The sequence below is a fragment of the Streptomyces avermitilis MA-4680 = NBRC 14893 genome (genome assembly GCF_000009765.2).
In the GTDB taxonomy this organism is placed as follows: Bacteria; Actinomycetota; Actinomycetes; order Streptomycetales; family Streptomycetaceae; genus Streptomyces; species Streptomyces avermitilis.
Genome location: NC_003155.5, coordinates 1,425,251 through 1,442,794, shown reverse-complemented (window position 1 = coordinate 1,442,794; position 17,544 = coordinate 1,425,251). Strand labels below are relative to the sequence as shown.

The 17,544-nt window shown below is 71.7% G+C and carries 17 protein-coding genes; 6 read left to right on the top strand and 11 right to left on the bottom strand.

Translation table 11 applies throughout. The annotated features are described in order from the left end of the window. The first annotated feature begins 111 nt into the window (after nt 1-111). Both SAVERM_RS06255 and SAVERM_RS06250 read left to right on the top strand, forming a co-directional pair. Complete coding sequence (locus SAVERM_RS06255) at nt 112-570, top strand: ATP-binding protein (protein ID WP_010982591.1); 459 nt, start codon at nt 112-114, stop codon at nt 568-570. Between the two features lie 102 nt (nt 571-672). Beyond that, nucleotides 673-2,124 (top strand): diacylglycerol/lipid kinase family protein, encoded by a 1,452-nt coding sequence (locus SAVERM_RS06250; RefSeq protein WP_242432184.1) that lies wholly within the window; start codon nt 673-675, stop codon nt 2,122-2,124. Nucleotides 2,125-2,243: 119 nt separating this feature from the next. On the opposite strand, the gene SAVERM_RS06245 is transcribed toward SAVERM_RS06250, so the two are convergent. The 3 genes from SAVERM_RS06245 to SAVERM_RS06235 form a co-directional block, all read right to left on the bottom strand. Next, nucleotides 2,244-3,131, bottom strand: a complete 888-nt coding sequence (locus SAVERM_RS06245; RefSeq protein WP_010982589.1) for an RNA polymerase sigma factor SigF — start codon at nt 3,129-3,131, stop codon at nt 2,244-2,246. Nucleotides 3,132-3,251: 120 nt separating this feature from the next. Continuing rightward, nucleotides 3,252-3,479 (bottom strand): DUF5133 domain-containing protein, encoded by a 228-nt coding sequence (locus tag SAVERM_RS06240; protein ID WP_010982588.1) that lies wholly within the window; start codon nt 3,477-3,479, stop codon nt 3,252-3,254. Between the two features lie 147 nt (nt 3,480-3,626). Continuing rightward, nucleotides 3,627-5,096 (bottom strand): FG-GAP-like repeat-containing protein, encoded by a 1,470-nt coding sequence (locus tag SAVERM_RS06235; protein ID WP_010982587.1) that lies wholly within the window; start codon nt 5,094-5,096, stop codon nt 3,627-3,629. Nucleotides 5,097-5,339: 243 nt separating this feature from the next. On the opposite strand from SAVERM_RS06235, the gene SAVERM_RS06230 reads away from it, so the two are divergent. Next, nucleotides 5,340-5,795 carry a helix-turn-helix domain-containing protein gene (locus tag SAVERM_RS06230; RefSeq protein ID WP_010982586.1) on the top strand — a complete coding sequence of 152 codons (456 nt, stop codon included), beginning with the start codon at nt 5,340-5,342 and terminating at the stop codon, nt 5,793-5,795. Between the two features lie 89 nt (nt 5,796-5,884). On the opposite strand, the gene SAVERM_RS06225 is transcribed toward SAVERM_RS06230, so the two are convergent. Beyond that, nucleotides 5,885-6,487 (bottom strand): ClpP family protease, encoded by a 603-nt coding sequence (locus tag SAVERM_RS06225; protein ID WP_010982585.1) that lies wholly within the window; start codon nt 6,485-6,487, stop codon nt 5,885-5,887. Nucleotide 6,488: 1 nt separating this feature from the next. Beyond that, complete coding sequence (locus SAVERM_RS06220; RefSeq protein WP_010982584.1) at nt 6,489-7,142, bottom strand: ATP-dependent Clp protease proteolytic subunit; 654 nt, start codon at nt 7,140-7,142, stop codon at nt 6,489-6,491. Between the two features lie 297 nt (nt 7,143-7,439). Between SAVERM_RS06220 and SAVERM_RS06215 the strand changes: the two genes are divergently transcribed. Next, nucleotides 7,440-7,922, top strand: coding sequence for a VOC family protein (locus SAVERM_RS06215; protein ID WP_010982583.1), 483 nt, complete (start codon nt 7,440-7,442; stop codon nt 7,920-7,922). Nucleotides 7,923-7,946: 24 nt separating this feature from the next. Here SAVERM_RS06215 and SAVERM_RS06210 read toward each other — a convergent pair whose 3' ends face one another. From SAVERM_RS06210 to SAVERM_RS06195, 4 genes are all read right to left on the bottom strand, one after another. Continuing rightward, nucleotides 7,947-10,511, bottom strand: coding sequence for a beta-L-arabinofuranosidase domain-containing protein (locus SAVERM_RS06210; protein WP_010982582.1), 2,565 nt, complete (start codon nt 10,509-10,511; stop codon nt 7,947-7,949). A 233-nt stretch (nt 10,512-10,744) separates the two neighbouring features. Then, nucleotides 10,745-11,653, bottom strand: a complete 909-nt coding sequence (locus tag SAVERM_RS06205; RefSeq protein WP_010982581.1) for a hypothetical protein — start codon at nt 11,651-11,653, stop codon at nt 10,745-10,747. A gap of 156 nt (nt 11,654-11,809) precedes the next feature. After that, complete coding sequence (locus tag SAVERM_RS06200; RefSeq protein WP_107083075.1) at nt 11,810-13,048, bottom strand: PP2C family protein-serine/threonine phosphatase; 1,239 nt, start codon at nt 13,046-13,048, stop codon at nt 11,810-11,812. Nucleotides 13,049-13,130: 82 nt separating this feature from the next. Beyond that, nucleotides 13,131-14,135, bottom strand: coding sequence for a zinc-binding alcohol dehydrogenase family protein (locus SAVERM_RS06195; protein WP_010982579.1), 1,005 nt, complete (start codon nt 14,133-14,135; stop codon nt 13,131-13,133). Between the two features lie 145 nt (nt 14,136-14,280). On the opposite strand from SAVERM_RS06195, the gene SAVERM_RS06190 reads away from it, so the two are divergent. Next, nucleotides 14,281-15,078: a VOC family protein gene (locus tag SAVERM_RS06190; protein WP_010982578.1), complete on the top strand. Its 798-nt coding sequence runs from the start codon at nt 14,281-14,283 to the stop codon at nt 15,076-15,078. A 79-nt stretch (nt 15,079-15,157) separates the two neighbouring features. Here SAVERM_RS06190 and SAVERM_RS06185 read toward each other — a convergent pair whose 3' ends face one another. Beyond that, complete coding sequence (locus SAVERM_RS06185; RefSeq protein ID WP_010982577.1) at nt 15,158-15,649, bottom strand: MarR family winged helix-turn-helix transcriptional regulator; 492 nt, start codon at nt 15,647-15,649, stop codon at nt 15,158-15,160. Between the two features lie 208 nt (nt 15,650-15,857). Here SAVERM_RS06185 and SAVERM_RS06180 point away from each other — a divergent pair, with 208 nt between their 5' ends. Further along, a complete protein-coding gene (locus tag SAVERM_RS06180) occupies nt 15,858-16,568 on the top strand; it encodes a ribonuclease H family protein (RefSeq protein ID WP_010982576.1) in 711 nt (236 codons plus the stop codon). A 141-nt stretch (nt 16,569-16,709) separates the two neighbouring features. On the opposite strand, the gene melC2 is transcribed toward SAVERM_RS06180, so the two are convergent. Then, nucleotides 16,710-17,534, bottom strand: coding sequence for a tyrosinase MelC2 (gene melC2, locus SAVERM_RS06175; protein ID WP_010982575.1), 825 nt, complete (start codon nt 17,532-17,534; stop codon nt 16,710-16,712). Nucleotides 17,535-17,544 lie beyond the last annotated feature (10 nt).

Genomic DNA, 17,544 nt, shown 5'->3' with positions numbered 1-17,544 from the left:
GGTGAGTGCGAAGCGATTCGCTGGGTACGAGCACTGGTGCGACACCCCAGGAACGAGGTACGGACGAGGTGTGGCGCGCCAGGAATGGACCCGCTTCCGAGAGAGACCTGCATGATCGAGAGCTTGGACGGAGCAGTGATACCTACTGACTTCGACATGCCCGTGGAGCCGCTGCGGCGGGCGGCCCACTACACGGGGGAACTGGGGTCCATCGCCGAGGCCCGGGCCTTCGCCGCGCTGTTCCTCGAACAGCTGCGGTCCGAGTGGTGCGCGCCCATCGACGCCCGTGCCGACGGCGACCTGCTTCTCGTGGTGAGCGAACTGGTCACCAACGCCGACCGGCACAGCCACGGCCCGTACATCCTCGAGCTGGAGGGCACCGACGCCTCCGTGACCGTCACGGTGTACGACAGCAGCGCCGCGCTGCCCAGGCGCTACCCCCCGGACCCCGGACGCGTGGGTATGCACGGACTGGAGATCGTCCATGTGCTGGCGGCCGCGGTGACCGTGGAGCGAGTGCCGGTCGGGAAGTGCGTCAGGGCCGTCATGGAGCTGCCGAAACAGTCGTGAACCCATGAACACCCATGAAGGGGAGAAGCCTGGGCATCAGGGAGAGGGGCGGCGCTCACCTTGCCGACCGGTAGATCCGTCGATACGCAAGGGGTGGGCCCAGTGGCTTCCGAACGCACGGCTTGGCTGCGACAAGGGGGCGGCACCGGCCGCCGCGTCGCCACCGCATTCGAGGCGGGGCGGAGCGGGACGTCCGGGTGGCGTCGGACCGTCGGAGGCGGGCTCGTATGGGTCGGCGCCGCCGCACTGCTCGGCGTGTCCGGGCAGCGCACGGCGCGCCGGGCGGCGATGCGGGGCATCGGAGCCGTGGCCATGGCGTCGGCCGTCACCCGCACGCTCGCGCGTCCGACCGCCCACCGGGCAGAGGCCCCGCACGCGGCGGGACCCGCCGCGTCAGCCGCCGCGTTCGCCGCGGGCGTCGTGTTGGAAGCGCCCCGGTACGGTCTCCTCGTCGCCCCGGCCGCCGCGGCCCTGACGGCGGCCCGCATCCGTTCCGGGGCCCGCCACCCCGGCGATGTGGCGGTCGGGACCGCCATCGGCATCGGCGCCGCCGCGCTCACCGCACGCTGGTGGCCGGTCAAGCCCGAGACGGCGGCCGCCGCGGCGCCGCCCCGCAGGCCCGCGCCGGCACTGGCCGACGGAGCCGGACTCCATGTGGTCGTCAACCCCTCGTCCGGCGTCTCGCGGAGCACCGACGCGGACGACGCCGTGGGCCGCCTGCGCTCGCTCCTGCCCAAGGCCGAGTTCCTGGTGCCGCAGGAGGGCCAGGAACTGCCGGAACTCCTCGAACGGGCCGCCCGGCAGGCGAAGGAAGCGGGCGGCGCGCTCGGCGCCTGCGGCGGCGACGGCACGATCAACGCGGCGACGGAGGTGGCCGCTCGGCTCGGTGTACCGCTCGCGGTGTTCCCCGGCGGCACCTTCAACCACTTCGCCGTGGACCTGGGAAACCAGACGATGGAGGACGTCGCACGCGCCGTGTGCGACGGGGACGCGATCGTCGCCGACGTCGGCTGCGCCCGCGTTCCCGACGGCCCCGAGCAGTTGTTCCTCAACACCTTCAGTCTCGGTGTCTACTCCGACCTCGTGCACGCCCGTGAGCAGCTGGAGAAGCGGATCGGCAAATGGCCCGCCCTCGTCGTCGGACTGGCGCGCGTGCTCGCGGCGGGCAGCCCCGTCAGCGTCTCGGTGAACGGCCGCCCCAAGCGCCTGTGGCTGCTGTTCGCGGGCAACGGCATCTACCACCCGGCCGGCTTCGCGCCCACGTACCGCACCCAGCTCGACGACGGCCTCCTCGACGTCCGTGCCGTGGACGCCGGCACGCCACTGGCCAGGACACGGCTGCTGCTCGCGGTGCTCACCGGGACTCTGCACAACTCGCGGGTGCTGACCACCGCGCAGGTGCGCGGCCTCCGGCTCGAAGTCCTGAAGGGCGACCCGCGGTTCTCGTACGACGGAGAGGTGACCCGGGCGGCCGCACCCCGGCTCGTCCTGGACAAGCGGACCAGGGCGGTGACCCTCTACCGGCCCGCGGAGAAGGACCAGTGGCTGCGCTGAGGAAAGCCTGACGCTGAGGACAGCGTCGAAAGGGCGGTGGCGCTGCCCCACTCACCGGAGTGGGGCAGCGCCACCGCCCTGTCAGGAAAACCGTCAGGCGCTCTCGACTTCAGGAACCGTCAGGCGCTCTCGACCCGATGCAGATCGGAGAGCATGCCCGTGCGCAGCTGCTCGATGATCCGCTTGATCAGACGGGAGACATGCATCTGGGAGCAGCCGAGCCGGGCGCCGATGTCCGCCTGGGTGGCCTCCTCCACGAACCTCATGTGGATGATCTGCCGGTCGCGGTCACTGAGCTCGGCGACCAGGGGCGCGAGGGTGTGGAAGTCCTCGACCAGCTGCATGCCGTCGTCCTCCTCGCCGATGAAGTCGGCCAGGACGGCTTCGCCCTCCTGGTCGTCCCCGGAGAGCGCGGCGTCCAGCGACGACGAGTTGTACCCGTTGGAGGCGATCTGGGCCTCGACGACCTCGTTCTCGGACAGGTTCATCAGGGTGGCGAGCTCGGCGACGCTGGGCTCGCGGTCCAGCCGGCTCGACAGTTCCTCGCGCGCCTTGGCCAGCTCGACCCGCAACTCCTGGAGGCGGCGCGGCACATGGACCGCCCACGTCGTGTCGCGGAAGAAACGCTTGATCTCGCCGACGATGTACGGCAGCGCGAAGGAGGTGAACTCGACCTCGCGAGAGATCTCGAACCGGTCGATCGCCTTGATGAGGCCGATCATGCCGACCTGGACGATGTCCTCCATGTCGTCCCCACGGTTGCGGAAGCGTCCCGCCGCGAACCGCACCAGCGACATGTTCATCTCGATCAGGGTGTTGCGGGCGTACTGGTAGTCGTGTGTGCCCTCTTCGAGTTCGCTCAGGCGCCGGAAGAACTGGCGGGACAGCTCCCGCGCGTCACGAGGAGCCACGGTACGCGGATCCACGATATGTGGCAGCGACCCCTCACCAGTCGCGGTCCGGGTCGCCTCGTCCTTGACCATCGACCTGCTCATGGCGGTGTCCATTACCTCTCCCACGAAACTCACTGTTCGGCCTGTCGGGCTTTGTCCAAGCGTCGTGCTCCCGCGCTTACCCCGGAATCGGGAACACATGTCAACGGTCGCGCGACTTGGATGTGTCGCCGGTCACGTGGTGAGCAGCGAGTCCTCCTTGGTGCGTGCCAGGGGCAGTCGACGGCGGGCGGCGACGAGCGCGGCCTCCACGTCCTTCGTACCGGTCGATACGCAGAGCGTGTAGGCCGCGTCGTCCATGCGCTGTCGCACTTCCGTACTGCCGTTCTCGGCGTGCAGGGCGCGCAGGGTCTCGTACTGCTCCACGAGATTGCGCAGCACGGCGGGGTGGGCCATCAGCACGTTCGTCTCCCTGTTGATGATTCGGGTCGGCGCTCCGACCGCTCCCGACCCCGGTTACCCCGCCGTGCCCGTTGTACGCCCGCCCGTTCGCCCGCAATTGGGCTTCCGTCGACGGCCGTCACGCCGGGAACGGCTCACGCCGTACGGCTATTCGTCGATCGCCGCGCCGAACGCCGCGGCCACGGAGGGCGCGCCGAGCGTGTCCGCGCCGTACGTCCAGGAGCCCGAAGCCGTGATCCCGCCGGTGCCCGCCGACAGGACCCAGACGAAGCCGTCGCCGGCGTTCTCGCCGGGCGCCGAGGCGAGCAGCCCGAAGCGTCCGTCGCGGTTCGGGTCGGTCAACCGGACCTGGGCGCCCCATTTGTCGCCCTTCTCCGCCACGCCCGGTACGTCCGCCGAGTTCTGGTCCCACGACTTGGCCCCGGCCGCGGTGAGCCCGCCGGCCGAGCCGCGCAGCACCCACACGGCGCCCGCGTCGGCCACCGTGCCGATGTCCTCGCCGGAGGCGCCGATCGCCACGTCCGCGTACCCGTCGCCATCGGTGTCCGCGACCGACAGGTCGGTGCCCCAGCCGTCGCCGACCTCCGCGGTGCCGGGTACGCCGGCCGACTCCTGCGTCCACCAGTCGGGATCGGCCGCGGGCCCGTCCGGGCCGCCGAGACGCACGCCGACCACACCGCCCGTGCGTGTCTCGCCGTACACGTCGTTGGGGGAGTGCGGCTCACCGGTCACCAGGTCGTCGTAGCCGTCGTTGTTGATGTCCCCGGACGCGGCGACCGGTCCGCCTCGTAGATCGCGTTCGTACGACAGCCCGTCAGCGTGCCCCGTCAGCAGCGAGGACCAGCCGTGCCCCGGCTCGTCGCCCACGGTCACGCCGGACACGACGAGGTCGGCGTACCCGTTGTCGTCGTAGTCGCCGGTGGTCAGCGACGTGGGCAGGATGTCGCGCTGGTCGGCGCGTGCCGAGAGCCGCTGCTGCGACCGCTGCTTCAGCGAGGCCTGCGCCGCGGAGTCGTACCCGAACAGCTCCAGGTCGTCGCGGTCGAGTACGGCGAGCAGGTCGCCCGGCGTCTCATCGGTGAAGTGGGCCGCGGCGAGCGCGCTGCCGAACTGCTCGTCGGCGGTGGGCTCCTGGGTCTCCAGCCAGTCGCTGGCGGCGCCCGACAGCCCGGACTTGGAGCCCCACAGAACGGCGACACCGCCCGCGTCCTTGGTGGTACCGAGGTCCTCACCGGGCACGCCGACGATCGCGTCGTCGTACCCGTCGCCGTCGAGGTCGCCGGTGGCGACCGCCCGGCCGAACGCGTCACCGGTCTCGGCGGCGCCCGCGACGTCGGCCGTGGACTGGCTGAAGCGGGCCGCGTTGGTGGTGCCGATTCCTCTCGACGACCCGTACTGCACGGTGACGAGACCGGCGCCCTTCTTGCCGCTGACCGTCGCTCCCGGAGCGCCGACCAGCACGTCCTCGTAACCGTCGCCGTTGAAGTCGCTGTTGCGGTCGTTCGCGTGCGTACCGCCGGGTGTTCCGGCGTACGCGGACGGGGCGGCGGCGATGCCCGCTCCGGTCATCAGAAGAAATGAGGCCGCGGCGAGGGCGGCCGAACGGTTCTTGCGCACGAGCGGCTCCTGAAAGAGAAAGGTGGCCGGGCAGCGCGGGGGTGTCCGGAAAGGGCCCGTTCCTTGTCCGGCGCCCTGTTTGACACTCGATGGGTCACCAGGGTTGTACGGGACTTCGCACGGGATCCCTGACGGGTGCTCGGTCCATGGCGGACGCCGAGGCGATGGGCCGGCACCGCGGGATTCACCCAGGGCAGAACGCCGATCCCTTCCCCTTCGGCGCGGCACTCCTACGCTGAGGGGGTGAGCAATCAAGCGCCGAACGAAGCCCGCGTCATCGCCCTGCGCCCGGCGAGCGCCCCGCCCCGAAGTCCGAACGCCGCGCGCGTTCCCGTCACCGCCCCGGGCCGCGCCCCGCAGCGGCCGGGACAGCGGCCGGCCGCCCCCGCGGCCAAGGAGCCCTTGTGGCGCGACCTCGTCGGTGACGTGCTGCGGCGCGAGCGGCTCGCACAGGAGCGCACGCTCAAGGACGTGGCCGACGCGGCCCGGATCTCGATGCCGTACCTGTCGGAGCTGGAGCGCGGCCGCAAGGAGGCCTCCTCCGAGGTCCTCGCGGCCGCCGCCCAGGCCCTCGGACTCGGCCTGACGGATCTCCTTTCCCTCGCCCACCACGAGCTGACCCGCCATACCCGGACGAGGCCGGCCCGGGGACGCACCGCGCCGACCGCGCGGTACGACGGCATGTGCCTCGCCGCCTGACCCGCGCGCGGTGGCTCGCGGCCGTCGGACACCCAGGGGGCCCTGTCGGCCCAGGCCGTCGCGGGGCGGACGGGATTTGACGACAGGACCTAGACGACCGCGAGCCGCCGGCTGAGCACCTCGTCGGCGAGCCCGTACGCGACGGCCTCCTGCGCGGTGAACACCTTGTCCCGGTCCATGTCGGCGCGCAGGGTCGCGATGTCGTGCCGCGTGTGCCGGGAGAGCACCTCCTCCACCTGGGAGCGGATCCGGATCATCTCCTTGGCCTGGAGACTGAGGTCCGAGACCGTGCCCTGACGTCCGCCGCTGGCCGGCTGGCCGAGCAGGACCCGGGCGTGCTCCAGCACGAACCGCCGGCCCGGGTCACCGCCCGCGAGCAGCACCGCCGCCGTCGAGGCCGCCTGCCCGACGCAGAACGTCGAGATCGGGGCCTGCACGAACGTCATCGTGTCGTAGATCGCCATCAGTGAAGTGAAGGATCCCCCGGGCGAGTTGATGTAGATCGCGATCTCGTGCTCCGGGTTCGCCGACTCCAGATGGAGGAGTTGCGCGATGACGACGTTGGCCACTCCGTCGTCGATCTCCGTACCGAGGAAGATGATCCGCTCGGAGAGCAGCCGGCTGAAGACGTCGTACGACCGCTCGCCCTGCGGGGTCCGCTCGACGACGTTCGGAATCGTGTACGAACCCATGTCACAGCCCCATCCGTCGGCGCGAGGCGGTCGGGCGGACGTCGTCGAGTGACTCCACCACCCGGTCGACCATCCCGTACTCCTTGGCCTGCTCGGCCGTGAACCAGCGGTCCCGGTCGCCGTCGCGGGAGATGGTCTCCTCGCTCTGCCCCGTGTGCTCCGCGGTGATCCGCTCGATCGCCTTCTTCGTGAACTCCAGGTTCTCCGCCTGGATCTCGATGTCCGCGGTGGTCCCGCCGATGCCCGCCGACGGCTGGTGCATCATGATCCGCGCGTTCGGCAGCGCGAACCGCTTCCCGGCCGCGCCGACGCTGAGCAGGAACTGCCCCATGCTGGCGGCGAAGCCCATGGCGAGCGTGGACACGTCGTTGGGGATGAGCCGCATGGTGTCGTAGATGGCGAGGCCCGCGGTGACGGACCCGCCCGGGCTGTTGATGTACAGGCTGATGTCGGTGCGCGAGTCCTCGGCGGACAGCAGCAGCAACTGCGCACAGACCCGGTTCGCCGACACCTCGTCCACCTGTGTCCCCAGGAGCACGATCCGCTGGGCGAGCAGTTGTGCCGCCAGATGGTCGTCGAAGCGCGAGGGCGGGGTGTCGCCCTCCTCGGCCCGCGGTGAAAGGGCTGGATGCCACCCCGTGGTGAGTGGAGTCATGGGTCCTCCGTAAGTCGTCGGCGCGGCTGCCGTGGCCGCTCGACTCCACTCTTGACCGCCGAGCGCCGCCGGATCCGCTTTCTCTGCCCGCAGCAGATTCGCCGCGGGCAGAGGCGCCCGGGGCAACCACCGGGCACTCCCCTTCGCGCAGCTGCCTGAAGAACGCCCGCACGTCCCCGACCGGCAGAACACGCGATGATTGCCGGGGAGCAGAAACTGCCCGGCGGGCGACCGATGAGTTTCCGGGCGAGGATCGGTCGACAGAGGTGAAGACGTTCCCCGCCCGAGGAGGTACCCATGCCCGCCGAAGGATTCACCACCTGTCTGTGGTTCGACGGCCAGGCCGAGGAAGCGGCCGACTACTACGTGTCGGTCTTCAAGAACTCCCGGCTCGGCCGGGTCGGCCGCTACCCCGAAGGCGGACCGGGCCCCGCCGGATCCGTCATGGTCGTGGAGTTCGTGGCCAACGGACAGAAGTTCGTCGCCCTGAACGGCGGCCCGCAGTTCACCTTCAGCGAAGCCGTCTCCTTCCAGATCTTCTGCGACGACCAGGACGAGGTGGACCACTACTGGAACAGGCTCACCGAGGGTGGCGGCGAGGGCGGTCCGTGCGGGTGGCTGAAGGACAGGTACGGCCTGTCCTGGCAGGTCGTCCCGGCGAAGCTCATCGGCATGATCGGCGATGCGGACCCCGAGAAGGCGGCCCGCACGTCCAAGGCCATGATGGAGATGGGCAAGCTGGACATCGCCGCCCTGGAGAAGGCGTACGAGGGCGAGTAGCGGACGGCGGCGGCAGTCGACGGGTTACGAGGCCAGTGACGCGACCTCGGTGGCGGTCAGTGTCCTGCCGTACACGCGGAAGTCGTCGAGCGCGCCCTTGAGGTACGGGTCGGCGTACTGGGACCTGCCGAGGTATCCGGCGCGGAGGTGATTGCCGAAGTGGCGCGGCTCCACCGTCACGTTCACATTGCGGCCCGCCTCCGTGCCGTCCACGTACAGGACCGCCGTGCCACTGCCGTAGGTCACGGCCACGTGCACCCAGCGCCCGGTGGGCAGCGGCTCCGCGTCGATGCGCTGTTCGCCGCCCGCGCCGCCGGCGGTGATGGCGTATCGCAGGGTGCCGCTGCCGCTGAGCGGGGTCAGGAACATGTTGGCGGTGACGCCGGTGCCGATGTCGAAGATCCGGCTCCAGGTACCGGGGTTCCCGTCCAGCCGGACCCAGGTGGCGAGCGAGTGGGCGGCGGCACCCGCCAACAGGTCGTCGGCCAGGGCGACATGGCCGTCGGCGCCGTCCAGCGACACCGCTCCGCCGTCGTGGCCGGACGCCGACCAGGAGGTGCCGCCGCTCAGCCGGGCCGTCCTGCCGTTCCCGGTGGCGTCGGCGGCCGTGCTGCCCGTGGTCTCGTCGAAGCGGTGCCAGGCCGCGAACTCCGGGGGCGGGGAGGGCGGTTCGCCGGTGAGCCAGTACACGGAGTAGTGCTGGTGGTGCACGCGGGCGACCGGCAGCAGCGTGACCTCCTCGCCGTCGGCGCGGGCGGTGAAGCGCAGCGGTTCCCGCGCCTCCTGCCGCACGGAGGTCACGTCCAGCCGCGGCAGCCACGGGTTCGCCCGGTCGCCGTACGCCCCGGCCAGCACCACCGGGCCGTGCACCACCGCCTGCACGTCGGGGTCGTCGGGGGTCGCCTCGACGGCCGTGCGCATGGGCAGGGACACCTCTACGCGGTCCCCGGTGCGCCAGACCCGCTCCAGGGCGAGCCATGAGCCGGGCTGCGGACGGTCGGGCAGGGCGCGGCCGTTGAGCGTCGCCCGGGCACCGGCGGCCCAGGAGGGGACGCGGATCAGGAGCCGGTGTGCGGCCCGGCCCGAACTGACGGTCAGCGTGGTGGAGGACCGGTCGGGGAAGCGCGTCGTCTGCCGCCAGCTGATGCCCTTCGCCCGCCAGACGACCTCGGACGGGACGAAGAGGTTGACCCGCAGACTCCGGCCGTCGTGCGAGTAGACCGTGTCGGCGAACTTCGCCGGGGTCTCCATGCCCGTGCCGTGGTCGCAGGAGAAGTTGTCGTAGTCGGTCGAGTAGACGTCCGGGTCGGGGCCCATGAAGGACGGCTGCCGTTTGAACGATCCGGGAGCCAGGCCGGTGTAGTAGATGGCGAAGCCGTGCTCGGAGTCGGGGTCCTGCTCGCCCAGCATCTGGTTGAGCAGAGTGCGTTCGTAGTAGTCGAGCAGGTCGGTCCGGTCCGGCGCGTGGAAGTGCAGCAGCCGGGTCAGTTTGAGCATGTTGTAGCTGTTGCAGTTCTCGCAGGTGTTGTCGGACAACTGGCCCGCTATGACGTCCGGTTCGTGGAACGCCTCGCCGTTGCTGTTGCCCCCGATGACATAGGTGTGGTGATCGGTGACGATCTGCCAGAAGTTCTCCGCGACGGTGCGGTAGCGGTCCGCCCGGCCCTCCTCCCACAGCCGCAGCGCGCCGACCATCTTCGGTATCTGGGTGTTGGCGTGCAGTCCCGCCAGTTTGTCCTGGTTCCCGGCCAGCGGATCGAAGACGCGGGCGTGGGTGAAGCGCTCGGCGACATCGAGCCATCGGGGGTCACCGGTGAGGGCGTGCAGGTCGGCGAGCACGTCGTTCATGCCGCCGAACTCCGTCTCCAGCACGCGCTGCATCTGCTCGTACGACAGTTTCGCGGTCCGCTCGTCGACCCACCGCGCCTGCCGGAGCACGACCTCCAGGGCCTGGCCGACGCCGACCAGCCGGTACTGCTCGACGAGCCCGGCCATGATCTTGTGGATGGTGTAGTACGGCGCCCAGACGCCGCTGCCCGCCTCCAGCCGGTCGAAGAAGCTCTCCGGGAACGCGGACAGATAGCCCGTGCCGAAGCCGGCCGCGGGCGCCGCCGACTGGCACTCGGCGAGCGCGGCGACGAGCCGGCGGCCCTTGTCGCGCAGTGCCTCCTCGCCCGTGCTCGCATGGGCGAGGGCCAGTCCGGACAGCAGATGGCCGGTGGAGTGACCGCGCAGTTCCACGCCCGGCCCCTCCCAGCCGCCGCACGGCTCGGCGTCACTGGGCAGGCCGACATTGGTGCGGAAGGTGTGCAGCAGCCGGTCGATGTCGACGAAGCGCAGATAGGCGGAGTTGCGCCGCTGGTTGTCGCGGAACGGGCCGTCCAGGAGAGTCACCGCGCCGAGCGGGAAGGGGCGCGTGCCGGTGCCGGTGCCGGTGCCGGTGTCGGTGTCGGTGCCGGTGCCGGCGGTGGTCGGGGCGGCTCCGGTGGCGGCGTGTGCTGCGCCGGCGCCACCGGTGGCCACGGTCGCTGCCGCCGCGGCCGTACCGGTGGCGGCGAGGAAGTGCCGTCTGCCGAGGGATGGGTTCACGGAATCCTCCGCATGTCGAAGAGACGGGGCAGCGGTGTCCCTCCACCCCCCGCCCTTGTTCGATATATCGAATGTCGTGCGACATGCTGTGCGAGGCTCCACGCTAAAGAACTGCCTGGTGATGTCAACAGGGCCTGGAGGGACGAAAGGCGCGCGGTGGGTCCCCGTCTCGCGCGCACCCCGTCTCGCGCGCACCGCGGCACCCGCGCCCGCGCACCGCTGGACGCGCGCCGTCAGCCCAGGTGCGCTCCGATCGCCCGGGCGATCGCGCGGGCGATGCGCAGGATGCCGGGGGAGCGGGCCGGACAGGGTTTCGGTGTGGACGTCGTGGGCGCCAGACAGAAGTGCAGGTAGTCGTCGTCGCGGTGGAGGGCGGTACGGTCGCGTCCCGGCTGGGTGCAGTACGCCGCGTGGGCGTGTTCGTACGCCGTGCACGGCAGGTACTGCGACCAGGTGTAGCGGCCGGTGGCCGGGCTCACCGCCTTCCCCGCGTCGGCGACGAGGCCGTCCGAGGTGCGGGCGCGCTCCTCGTAGAGCGCGTTCACACGGCGGACGCGGTCGGGGGTGATCGGGTCGGGGCCCTGCAACACCCAGACCACCTTGGGCCGTCGGGCGCCGCCCGCCGCGGCGATCTGCTCGGTCAGCGTCTTCGCGTCCGCCGCGTACCGCGCGAAGTACTTCGAACGGGCCGCGTCGTAGGTGATCCCGTCCATGCACGGCGTGTAGCCCCAGGAGTTGCCCCAGAACTGAAGCACCACGAAGTCGGGGTGTGTCGAGCGGACCAGGGCGGCGGCCTTGTCCGCGGCCGGGACCAGCGACCGCACGGCGGTGCCTTCCAGGTAGTCGCACAGCGTGGTCCCGGAGTAGGGGGCGCTCGTGTACTTCGCGTGCAGCCCGTCCCGCAGCAGGCCGCCGAGGACCTTCTGGTTCTCCATCGCGAGCGAGTCGCCGAGGTACAGCACGGTGGGGGCCCGCACCGACGCGCTCGCCCTCGGAGAGGCGGCGGCGCCCTGACGCGTGGCCGCCGATGTCCCCCGCACCTCGGGCGCGGGCGGGGCCCCCTCGGGCCCGGACGCCGGATCCCCGCACGCGCCGAGCAGCAGCACGCCCAGCACTATCCCCACGATCCACGGCTTCCGCATGCAGCAACTCCCGCCCCGACCGCCGAAAGGGTTCCCCAGGCAAGCACAGGAGGGCGACGGGCGGAAGGCATACGTCGGCCAGGAGATGTCATCCGGTCGGTGGGGCGAGGCACCTCTTCGGCCGGGTCCTTCAGCCAGGTCCCGGGCCGGGTCCGGTCAGCCTGCGTGAGCGTCCCGGTTCACCATGGGCCGTCGGCGGATGCGCGCGGCCAGTACGGCGACGTCGTCCTCGGCGTTCCGGGCGTCGAGGTGTGCGAGGAGCCGGGAGAGGATCTCCTCGACGACCGCGCCGGGCGGCAGCCGCAGTCCGGCCAGCCGTGCGAGGGACACGTCGATGTCCTCTCTGCGCCGCTCCACCAGCCCGTCGGTGAACATCACCAGGGTCTCGTCGGCCGCCAGAGGCCGCGTCGCCGGCTCGTAGCCACCCACTCCCGTGGCCAGCGGAGGGCCGACGGGCACGTCGAGGAGTTCGCCGGTGCCGTCCCCGCTGAACACGACGGGCGGCAGGTGCCCGGCACTGGCCAGCGCGACCGACCCGCGCGCCGGGTCGACCCGCACCAGCAGACAGGTGGCCGGGCGGCGGATGCCGTCCTCGGCCACCGCCGCGTCCAGCCGGCGCAGCACCCGGTGGGGCGGCAGGTCGGTCGAGGCGACGTAGCGCAGCATCGAACGGTAGGCGTTCATGTCCACCGCTGCCTCCAGGCCGTGGCCCATGACGTCGCCCATCACCAGCAGCGTCCGCCCGTAGTGCAGCCGGATGGTCTCGAACCAGTCCCCGCCGACGAGGGCCCCGCCTCCCGCGGGCAGATAGCGGGTCGCCAGGGAGAGGTTCGGATGCGGCCGGCCCGGCTCGGCCAGCAGGGCCCGCTGCAGGTCGAGCGCCGTGCTGCGGACGGTCCCGTGCTGCCGGGCGTGCCCCAGGTGGACGGCGGCGAGGCGGGCCGCGAAGTGCGTGACCGCCGTGTCCCGGTCCGTGAACGCCGGACCCTGCCGGACCACGAGCAGCACCCCGTAGAGACGGCCGTGGGCCAGCAGCGGCACCGTCATCACCTGCCGGGGGACACGGCCGGACAGATCCATCGAGGCGGTGATCGGATGCCCCTCGTCCAGCGCCCGCACGGCCAGCGGCCGCGGGCCCTCGACGCCCCACGACGCCAGCAGCCCGCTCCGGCCCGCGGTGGCCACCCGGGTCAGGGCCGGCTGCGGCGCGTGCGGCATGGGCGGCGCGGCCGGAACGTCGACGGGCAGCAGGTCCACCGCGGCGGCCTCGCCCGTCTTCCGGCACACGTACGTGGCGAGTTCCGCGCACGTGGTGCGCTCGTCGAGGGTGGTGCCGATCGCTTCGACGGCGTCGAACGCGCCGGACGGCGCGTTCGCACTGTCCACGTCGTCCATCGCGGGCCACCTCCGCCACCACACGCCTGGATCCATCCACGCACGCGCAGGCCGGAGCCGCACCTGCGCGGCCCGGTGCCGTTCAGACGTCGTTGACCAGGACGGCCGCCCCGTCGAAGCGGCCCGCCTTCAGATCCCGCAGGGCCTGCTGCGCCTCGGACAAGGGATAGGTGTGCGTCGTGGCCCGGACCCCGTACCGGGCCGCCAGCTCCAGGAACTCCCGGCCGTCCGCGCGCGTGTTCGAGGTGACGCTGCGCAGCTCCTTCTCGTAGAACAGCTCGCGTTCGTAGCACAGCGGCGGGGTGTCGCTCAGATGGATGCCGGCGACCGACAGCACCCCGCCGCGGTCCAGGGCCCGCAGCGCGACCGGCACCAGACCGCCGGCCGGCGCGAACAGGATCGCGCTGTCCAGCGGCTCCGGCGGGGTGTCGTACGCCCCGCCCGCCGAGGCGGCCCCGAGGGCGAGCGCGAGCCGCTGCGAGGCCGGGTCCCGGGTCAGTACGTGCACGGTGGCGCCCTGTGCGAGCGCGACCTGTGCGCACAGGTGGGCACTGCCGCCGAACCCGTACAGACCGAGTCGCCCGCCCGGTGGCAGCGACGCCCGCACCAGCGCCCGGTAGCCGATGATGCCCGCGCACAGCAGCGGCGCCAGCGCCACGTCGTCGACGTCGGTGGGCAGCCGGTACGCGAACGCGGCCGGGACGGTCGTGTACTCGGCGTAGCCGCCGTCCGTGTCCCATCCGGTGTACTCGGACGCCGGACAGAGGTTCTCGGCCCCGCGCACGCAGTACCGGCAGGTGCCGTCCGTACGGCGCAGCCAGGCCACCCCCACCCGGTCCCCGACCGCGTAGCCGCCGGCGTCCGCGCCCCGTCCCGCCACCACGCCCACGACCTCGTGCCCGGGTGTCACCCGGGGCCGGTGCACCGGCAGGTCGCCCTCGCTGACGTGCAGGTCGGTACGGCACACCCCGCAGGCGCGCACCCGCACGAGCAGCTCACCGGGTCCCGGTACCGGGACCGGCCGCTCCACGAACCGCAGCGGACCGTCCTCGATCGGACCCGGCCGCTCCACTTCCCATGCCCACATCGCCCGTACCCCGTCCCGTCGACGATCGCCCCGTCCCAGTGTGGTCCGGCTCGGGCCGTTCGGCGCGCGGCCCGGCCGATGCCTGGCTAGCGTGAGGAACCGCACCCGCACGTCGAACCGGAGACGCCACGGAAGGGCACGGATCATGGCCGTATACCCCGAGGGAAAGCCCTGTTGGGCCGACGCGATGTTCAGCGATGTCGAGGGGGCCAAGACCTTCTACGGCGATGTGCTCGGCTGGACGTTCGGCGAGTCGTCGTCCGAGTACGGCAACTACACACAGGCGTACGCCGACGGGAAGGCGGTCGCCGCCGTCGTACCGCCCATGCCCGGACAGGAGGGGCACTCCGCCTGGTGCCTGTACTTCGCGTCTCCCGACGCCGCCGCGACCGCCCGAAAGATCCGGGACAACGGGGGTGAGGTGCTGATGGAGCCGATGCAGGTCGGCGATTTCGGCACCATGGCCCTGGCCCGTGAGCCGAGCGGTGCCGTCTTCGGCGTCTGGCAGCCCGGCGTCCACAAGGGCTTCGAGGCGACGGCCGTGCCGGGCGCGTACTGCTGGGCCGAGGTCTTCACCCGTGAGCCCGAGAAGCCCGACGCGTTCTTCCCGGCCGTCTTCCCGCTCACCGCCCAGCAGATCGAGGACGAGGCGGTCGACTTCAGGATCTTCAGCGTCGGCGAGGACGCGGTCCTCGGCCGGATGAAGATGACGGACGACTTCCCGCCCGAGGTTCCGTCCTTCATCAACGTCTACTTCACGGTCGAGGACGTCGACGCGGCCGTCGCGAAGGCGACCGAGCACGGTGGCATCCTGCGGTTCGGACCGATGGACAGCCCGTTCGGCCGTTTCGCGGCGCTGAGCGACCCGCAGGGCGCGTCCTTCGCCGTCATCGACATCAAGACCACCCAGGGCGAGCTGCCCAAGCTGACCGACGTGTCCTGACGGCAGCGCCAGGACCACGACACGAAGGCCCGGCCGTCCTGCGGCCGGGGCAGCGCCCGCGTCCCTCCGCCGCCCTGGCCTAGCAGCCCGCATCGCCCTCGACGTTGGCGATCATCGTGCGCAGCACCTTGAGCGCGGTCACGTACTCCTCGTCGCTGATGCCCTCGTGGACCACCGCGCGCAGCTCGGTCACCAGCTCACGCAGCCGCTTCCTGGCAGCCTCCCCGGTGTCGGTGAGACGCAGGCGCTGTCCGGCGTCGATCCGAAGCCAGCCCCGGTGAAGCAGCTGGTCGACGACCCGCGCGATCTCGTGCGGCCCGTCCGCGAGGGGCGTCAGCTGGGTGACCACCTCCTCCCGGCCCGGCGCCGCGGGCCCGCCGTGCACGCGGTTGAGCACCCAGTACTGCGGCTGTGTGACGTCGATCCTGGCCATGGCGTCCCGCAGCTGCCGGGTGACCGCCGTGTGGGCCAGACCGCTCCAGTAGCCGATGGGCTGGGTGGCCAACACGTCGTCGGTGGCGGCCGGATCGGCCGGTGCCTGGTCGGTGGTGCTGCCGGTCAACGGTTTCATGATCGTGACGCTAGGTCCCCGTAGCGTGCGTGAACACCGTCGAACCAGGCAAGGTCTGGCCGAAACCTCCGCCCCTCCAGGTGGACCACCCCGTGCGGCGCGACCTTCGTCCACGTCCCGACGCACGGTGATCGTGCTGGGGGCCAGCCCCTCCTGGAGGGCGTCGGCGGCGTCGGACCCGGGCCCGGAGCGCCCGGCGGAGCGTGGCATGATCGGGGGCATGTCTGAACGTGTGGTGGCCGCCTGTGACGGGGCGTCGAAGGGAAACCCCGGACCGGCCGGATGGGCCTGGGTCGTCGCCGACGGCGAGGAGACCCCGACCCGCTGGGCGGCCGGGGCGCTCGGCACGGCCACGAACAACGTGGCCGAACTCACCGCGCTGGAGCGCTTGTTGAGCGCGATGGATCCGGACGTCCCGCTGGAGATCCGGATGGACTCCCAGTACGCGATGAAGGCCGTCACGACCTGGCTGCCCGGCTGGAAGCGCAAGGGCTGGAAGACGGCCGCGGGGAAGCCGGTCGCCAACCAGGAACTGGTCGCCCGCATCGACGAACTGCTCGACGGACGCTCCGTCGAGTTCCGTTACGTCCCCGCGCACCAGGTCGACGGCGACCGGCTCAACGACTTCGCCGACCGTGCCGCCAGCCAGGCGGCGATCGTCCAGGAACCGGCGGGCAGCGAGTACGGCTCCCCGGAGCCGCCGAAGTCGCCCGACACCGTCGCGGCCGGCTCCGCGGGTCGCGGCGCTCCCGCCAAGAAGCGTGCCTCCGCGCGCACCGCCAAGACGAGCACGCGCACGATCAAGGCGAAGTTCCCCGGCCGCTGTGTCTGCGGCCGCCCCTACGCGGCGGGCGAGCCCATCGCCAAGAACGCGCAGGGCTGGGGCCACCCGGAGTGCCGTACCGCCGACGACGTCTAGGACCTCCCCGGCGGAGCATGCCCAAGGACGCGGGGGCTGACAGGCCGTGCGGCTTTTCCCGCCCGCCTGATCCGCCGGCCCTGGATCACGACCCCGGCGGCCTCCCACGAGTGGCCGCCGGGACCTCGAGCGCCTCGGCCGTCAGACGGTGTCGAACGTGTAGTGCGCGGTGTGGTCCAGCAGGTCCGCGGGGCGTACGTCGTTCCACGGCTTCATGGTCTCGTTCAGGTCGACGACGTTCGGCGTGCCGCCCGTCGGCACATAACCGGAGCCCGGGTGGCGGCTCTGCCACTGGGCCCAGAGCCTGTCGATGTAGGCGTGGTGGAGCCAGAAGACCGGGTCGTTGGGGGAGACCCCGGTGGCCATCTGGCCGCCGACCCAGACGTGGACGCGGTTGTGCAGGTTCACACCGCGCCAGCCCTCGAGATGGTTGCGGAACCCGTCCGACGCGCTGTTCCACGGGGCCATGTCGTACGTGGACATCGCGAGCACGGAGTCGACCTCCGCCCGGGTCGGCAGCTCGCGCCCGCCGCCGCCGAGCGTGCGCCGCAGATACGTACGGCTGTCGACCCGCACGTTGACCGGCCAGTTGCCGGTGGACGCCGCGAACGGCCCGTCCATCACCCGGCCGTCCAGGCTGCGTCCGCTGCCGCCGAGGAAGTCGGGCGCCCACAGGGAGGCACGCGCCGTGCGGTCGGTGCTCCAGTCCCAGTACGGCAGCGCGACCGACGGGTCGACCGCCTGGAGCGCCTGCTCGAACTCGATCAAAAATCTGCGGTGCCAGGGCAGGAAGGAAGGCGAACGATGGCCCGTGCGTTCGCCGCTGTCGGTGTCGCCCATGATGAAGGCGTTGTGGGTCGTGACGAACTCGTCGTAGCGGCCACTGCGCTTGAGCGCCACGAGCGCGTCGACGAAGCGCCGCTTCTCGTCGGCCGTCAGGGTCGCCTGGTTCTTGCGTACGGTCATGTGCGGGTGA

What these genes read in the sequence shown, in the direction of transcription:
- melC2 (WP_010982575.1), bottom strand. Translation starts at nt 17,534, where the DNA reads ATGACCGTACGCAAGAACCAGGCGACCCTGACGGCCGACGAGAAGCGG.
- SAVERM_RS06245 (WP_010982589.1), bottom strand. Translation starts at nt 3,131, where the DNA reads ATGGACACCGCCATGAGCAGGTCGATGGTCAAGGACGAGGCGACCCGG.
- SAVERM_RS06185 (WP_010982577.1), bottom strand. Translation starts at nt 15,649, where the DNA reads ATGAAACCGTTGACCGGCAGCACCACCGACCAGGCACCGGCCGATCCG.
- SAVERM_RS06225 (WP_010982585.1), bottom strand. Translation starts at nt 6,487, where the DNA reads ATGGGTTCGTACACGATTCCGAACGTCGTCGAGCGGACCCCGCAGGGC.
- SAVERM_RS06190 (WP_010982578.1), top strand. Translation starts at nt 14,281, where the DNA reads ATGGCCGTATACCCCGAGGGAAAGCCCTGTTGGGCCGACGCGATGTTC.
- SAVERM_RS06220 (WP_010982584.1), bottom strand. Translation starts at nt 7,142, where the DNA reads ATGACTCCACTCACCACGGGGTGGCATCCAGCCCTTTCACCGCGGGCC.
- SAVERM_RS06195 (WP_010982579.1), bottom strand. Translation starts at nt 14,135, where the DNA reads ATGTGGGCATGGGAAGTGGAGCGGCCGGGTCCGATCGAGGACGGTCCG.
- SAVERM_RS06255 (WP_010982591.1), top strand. Translation starts at nt 112, where the DNA reads ATGATCGAGAGCTTGGACGGAGCAGTGATACCTACTGACTTCGACATG.
- SAVERM_RS06180 (WP_010982576.1), top strand. Translation starts at nt 15,858, where the DNA reads ATGATCGGGGGCATGTCTGAACGTGTGGTGGCCGCCTGTGACGGGGCG.
- SAVERM_RS06205 (WP_010982581.1), bottom strand. Translation starts at nt 11,653, where the DNA reads ATGCGGAAGCCGTGGATCGTGGGGATAGTGCTGGGCGTGCTGCTGCTC.
- SAVERM_RS06215 (WP_010982583.1), top strand. Translation starts at nt 7,440, where the DNA reads ATGCCCGCCGAAGGATTCACCACCTGTCTGTGGTTCGACGGCCAGGCC.
- SAVERM_RS06200 (WP_107083075.1), bottom strand. Translation starts at nt 13,048, where the DNA reads ATGGACGACGTGGACAGTGCGAACGCGCCGTCCGGCGCGTTCGACGCC.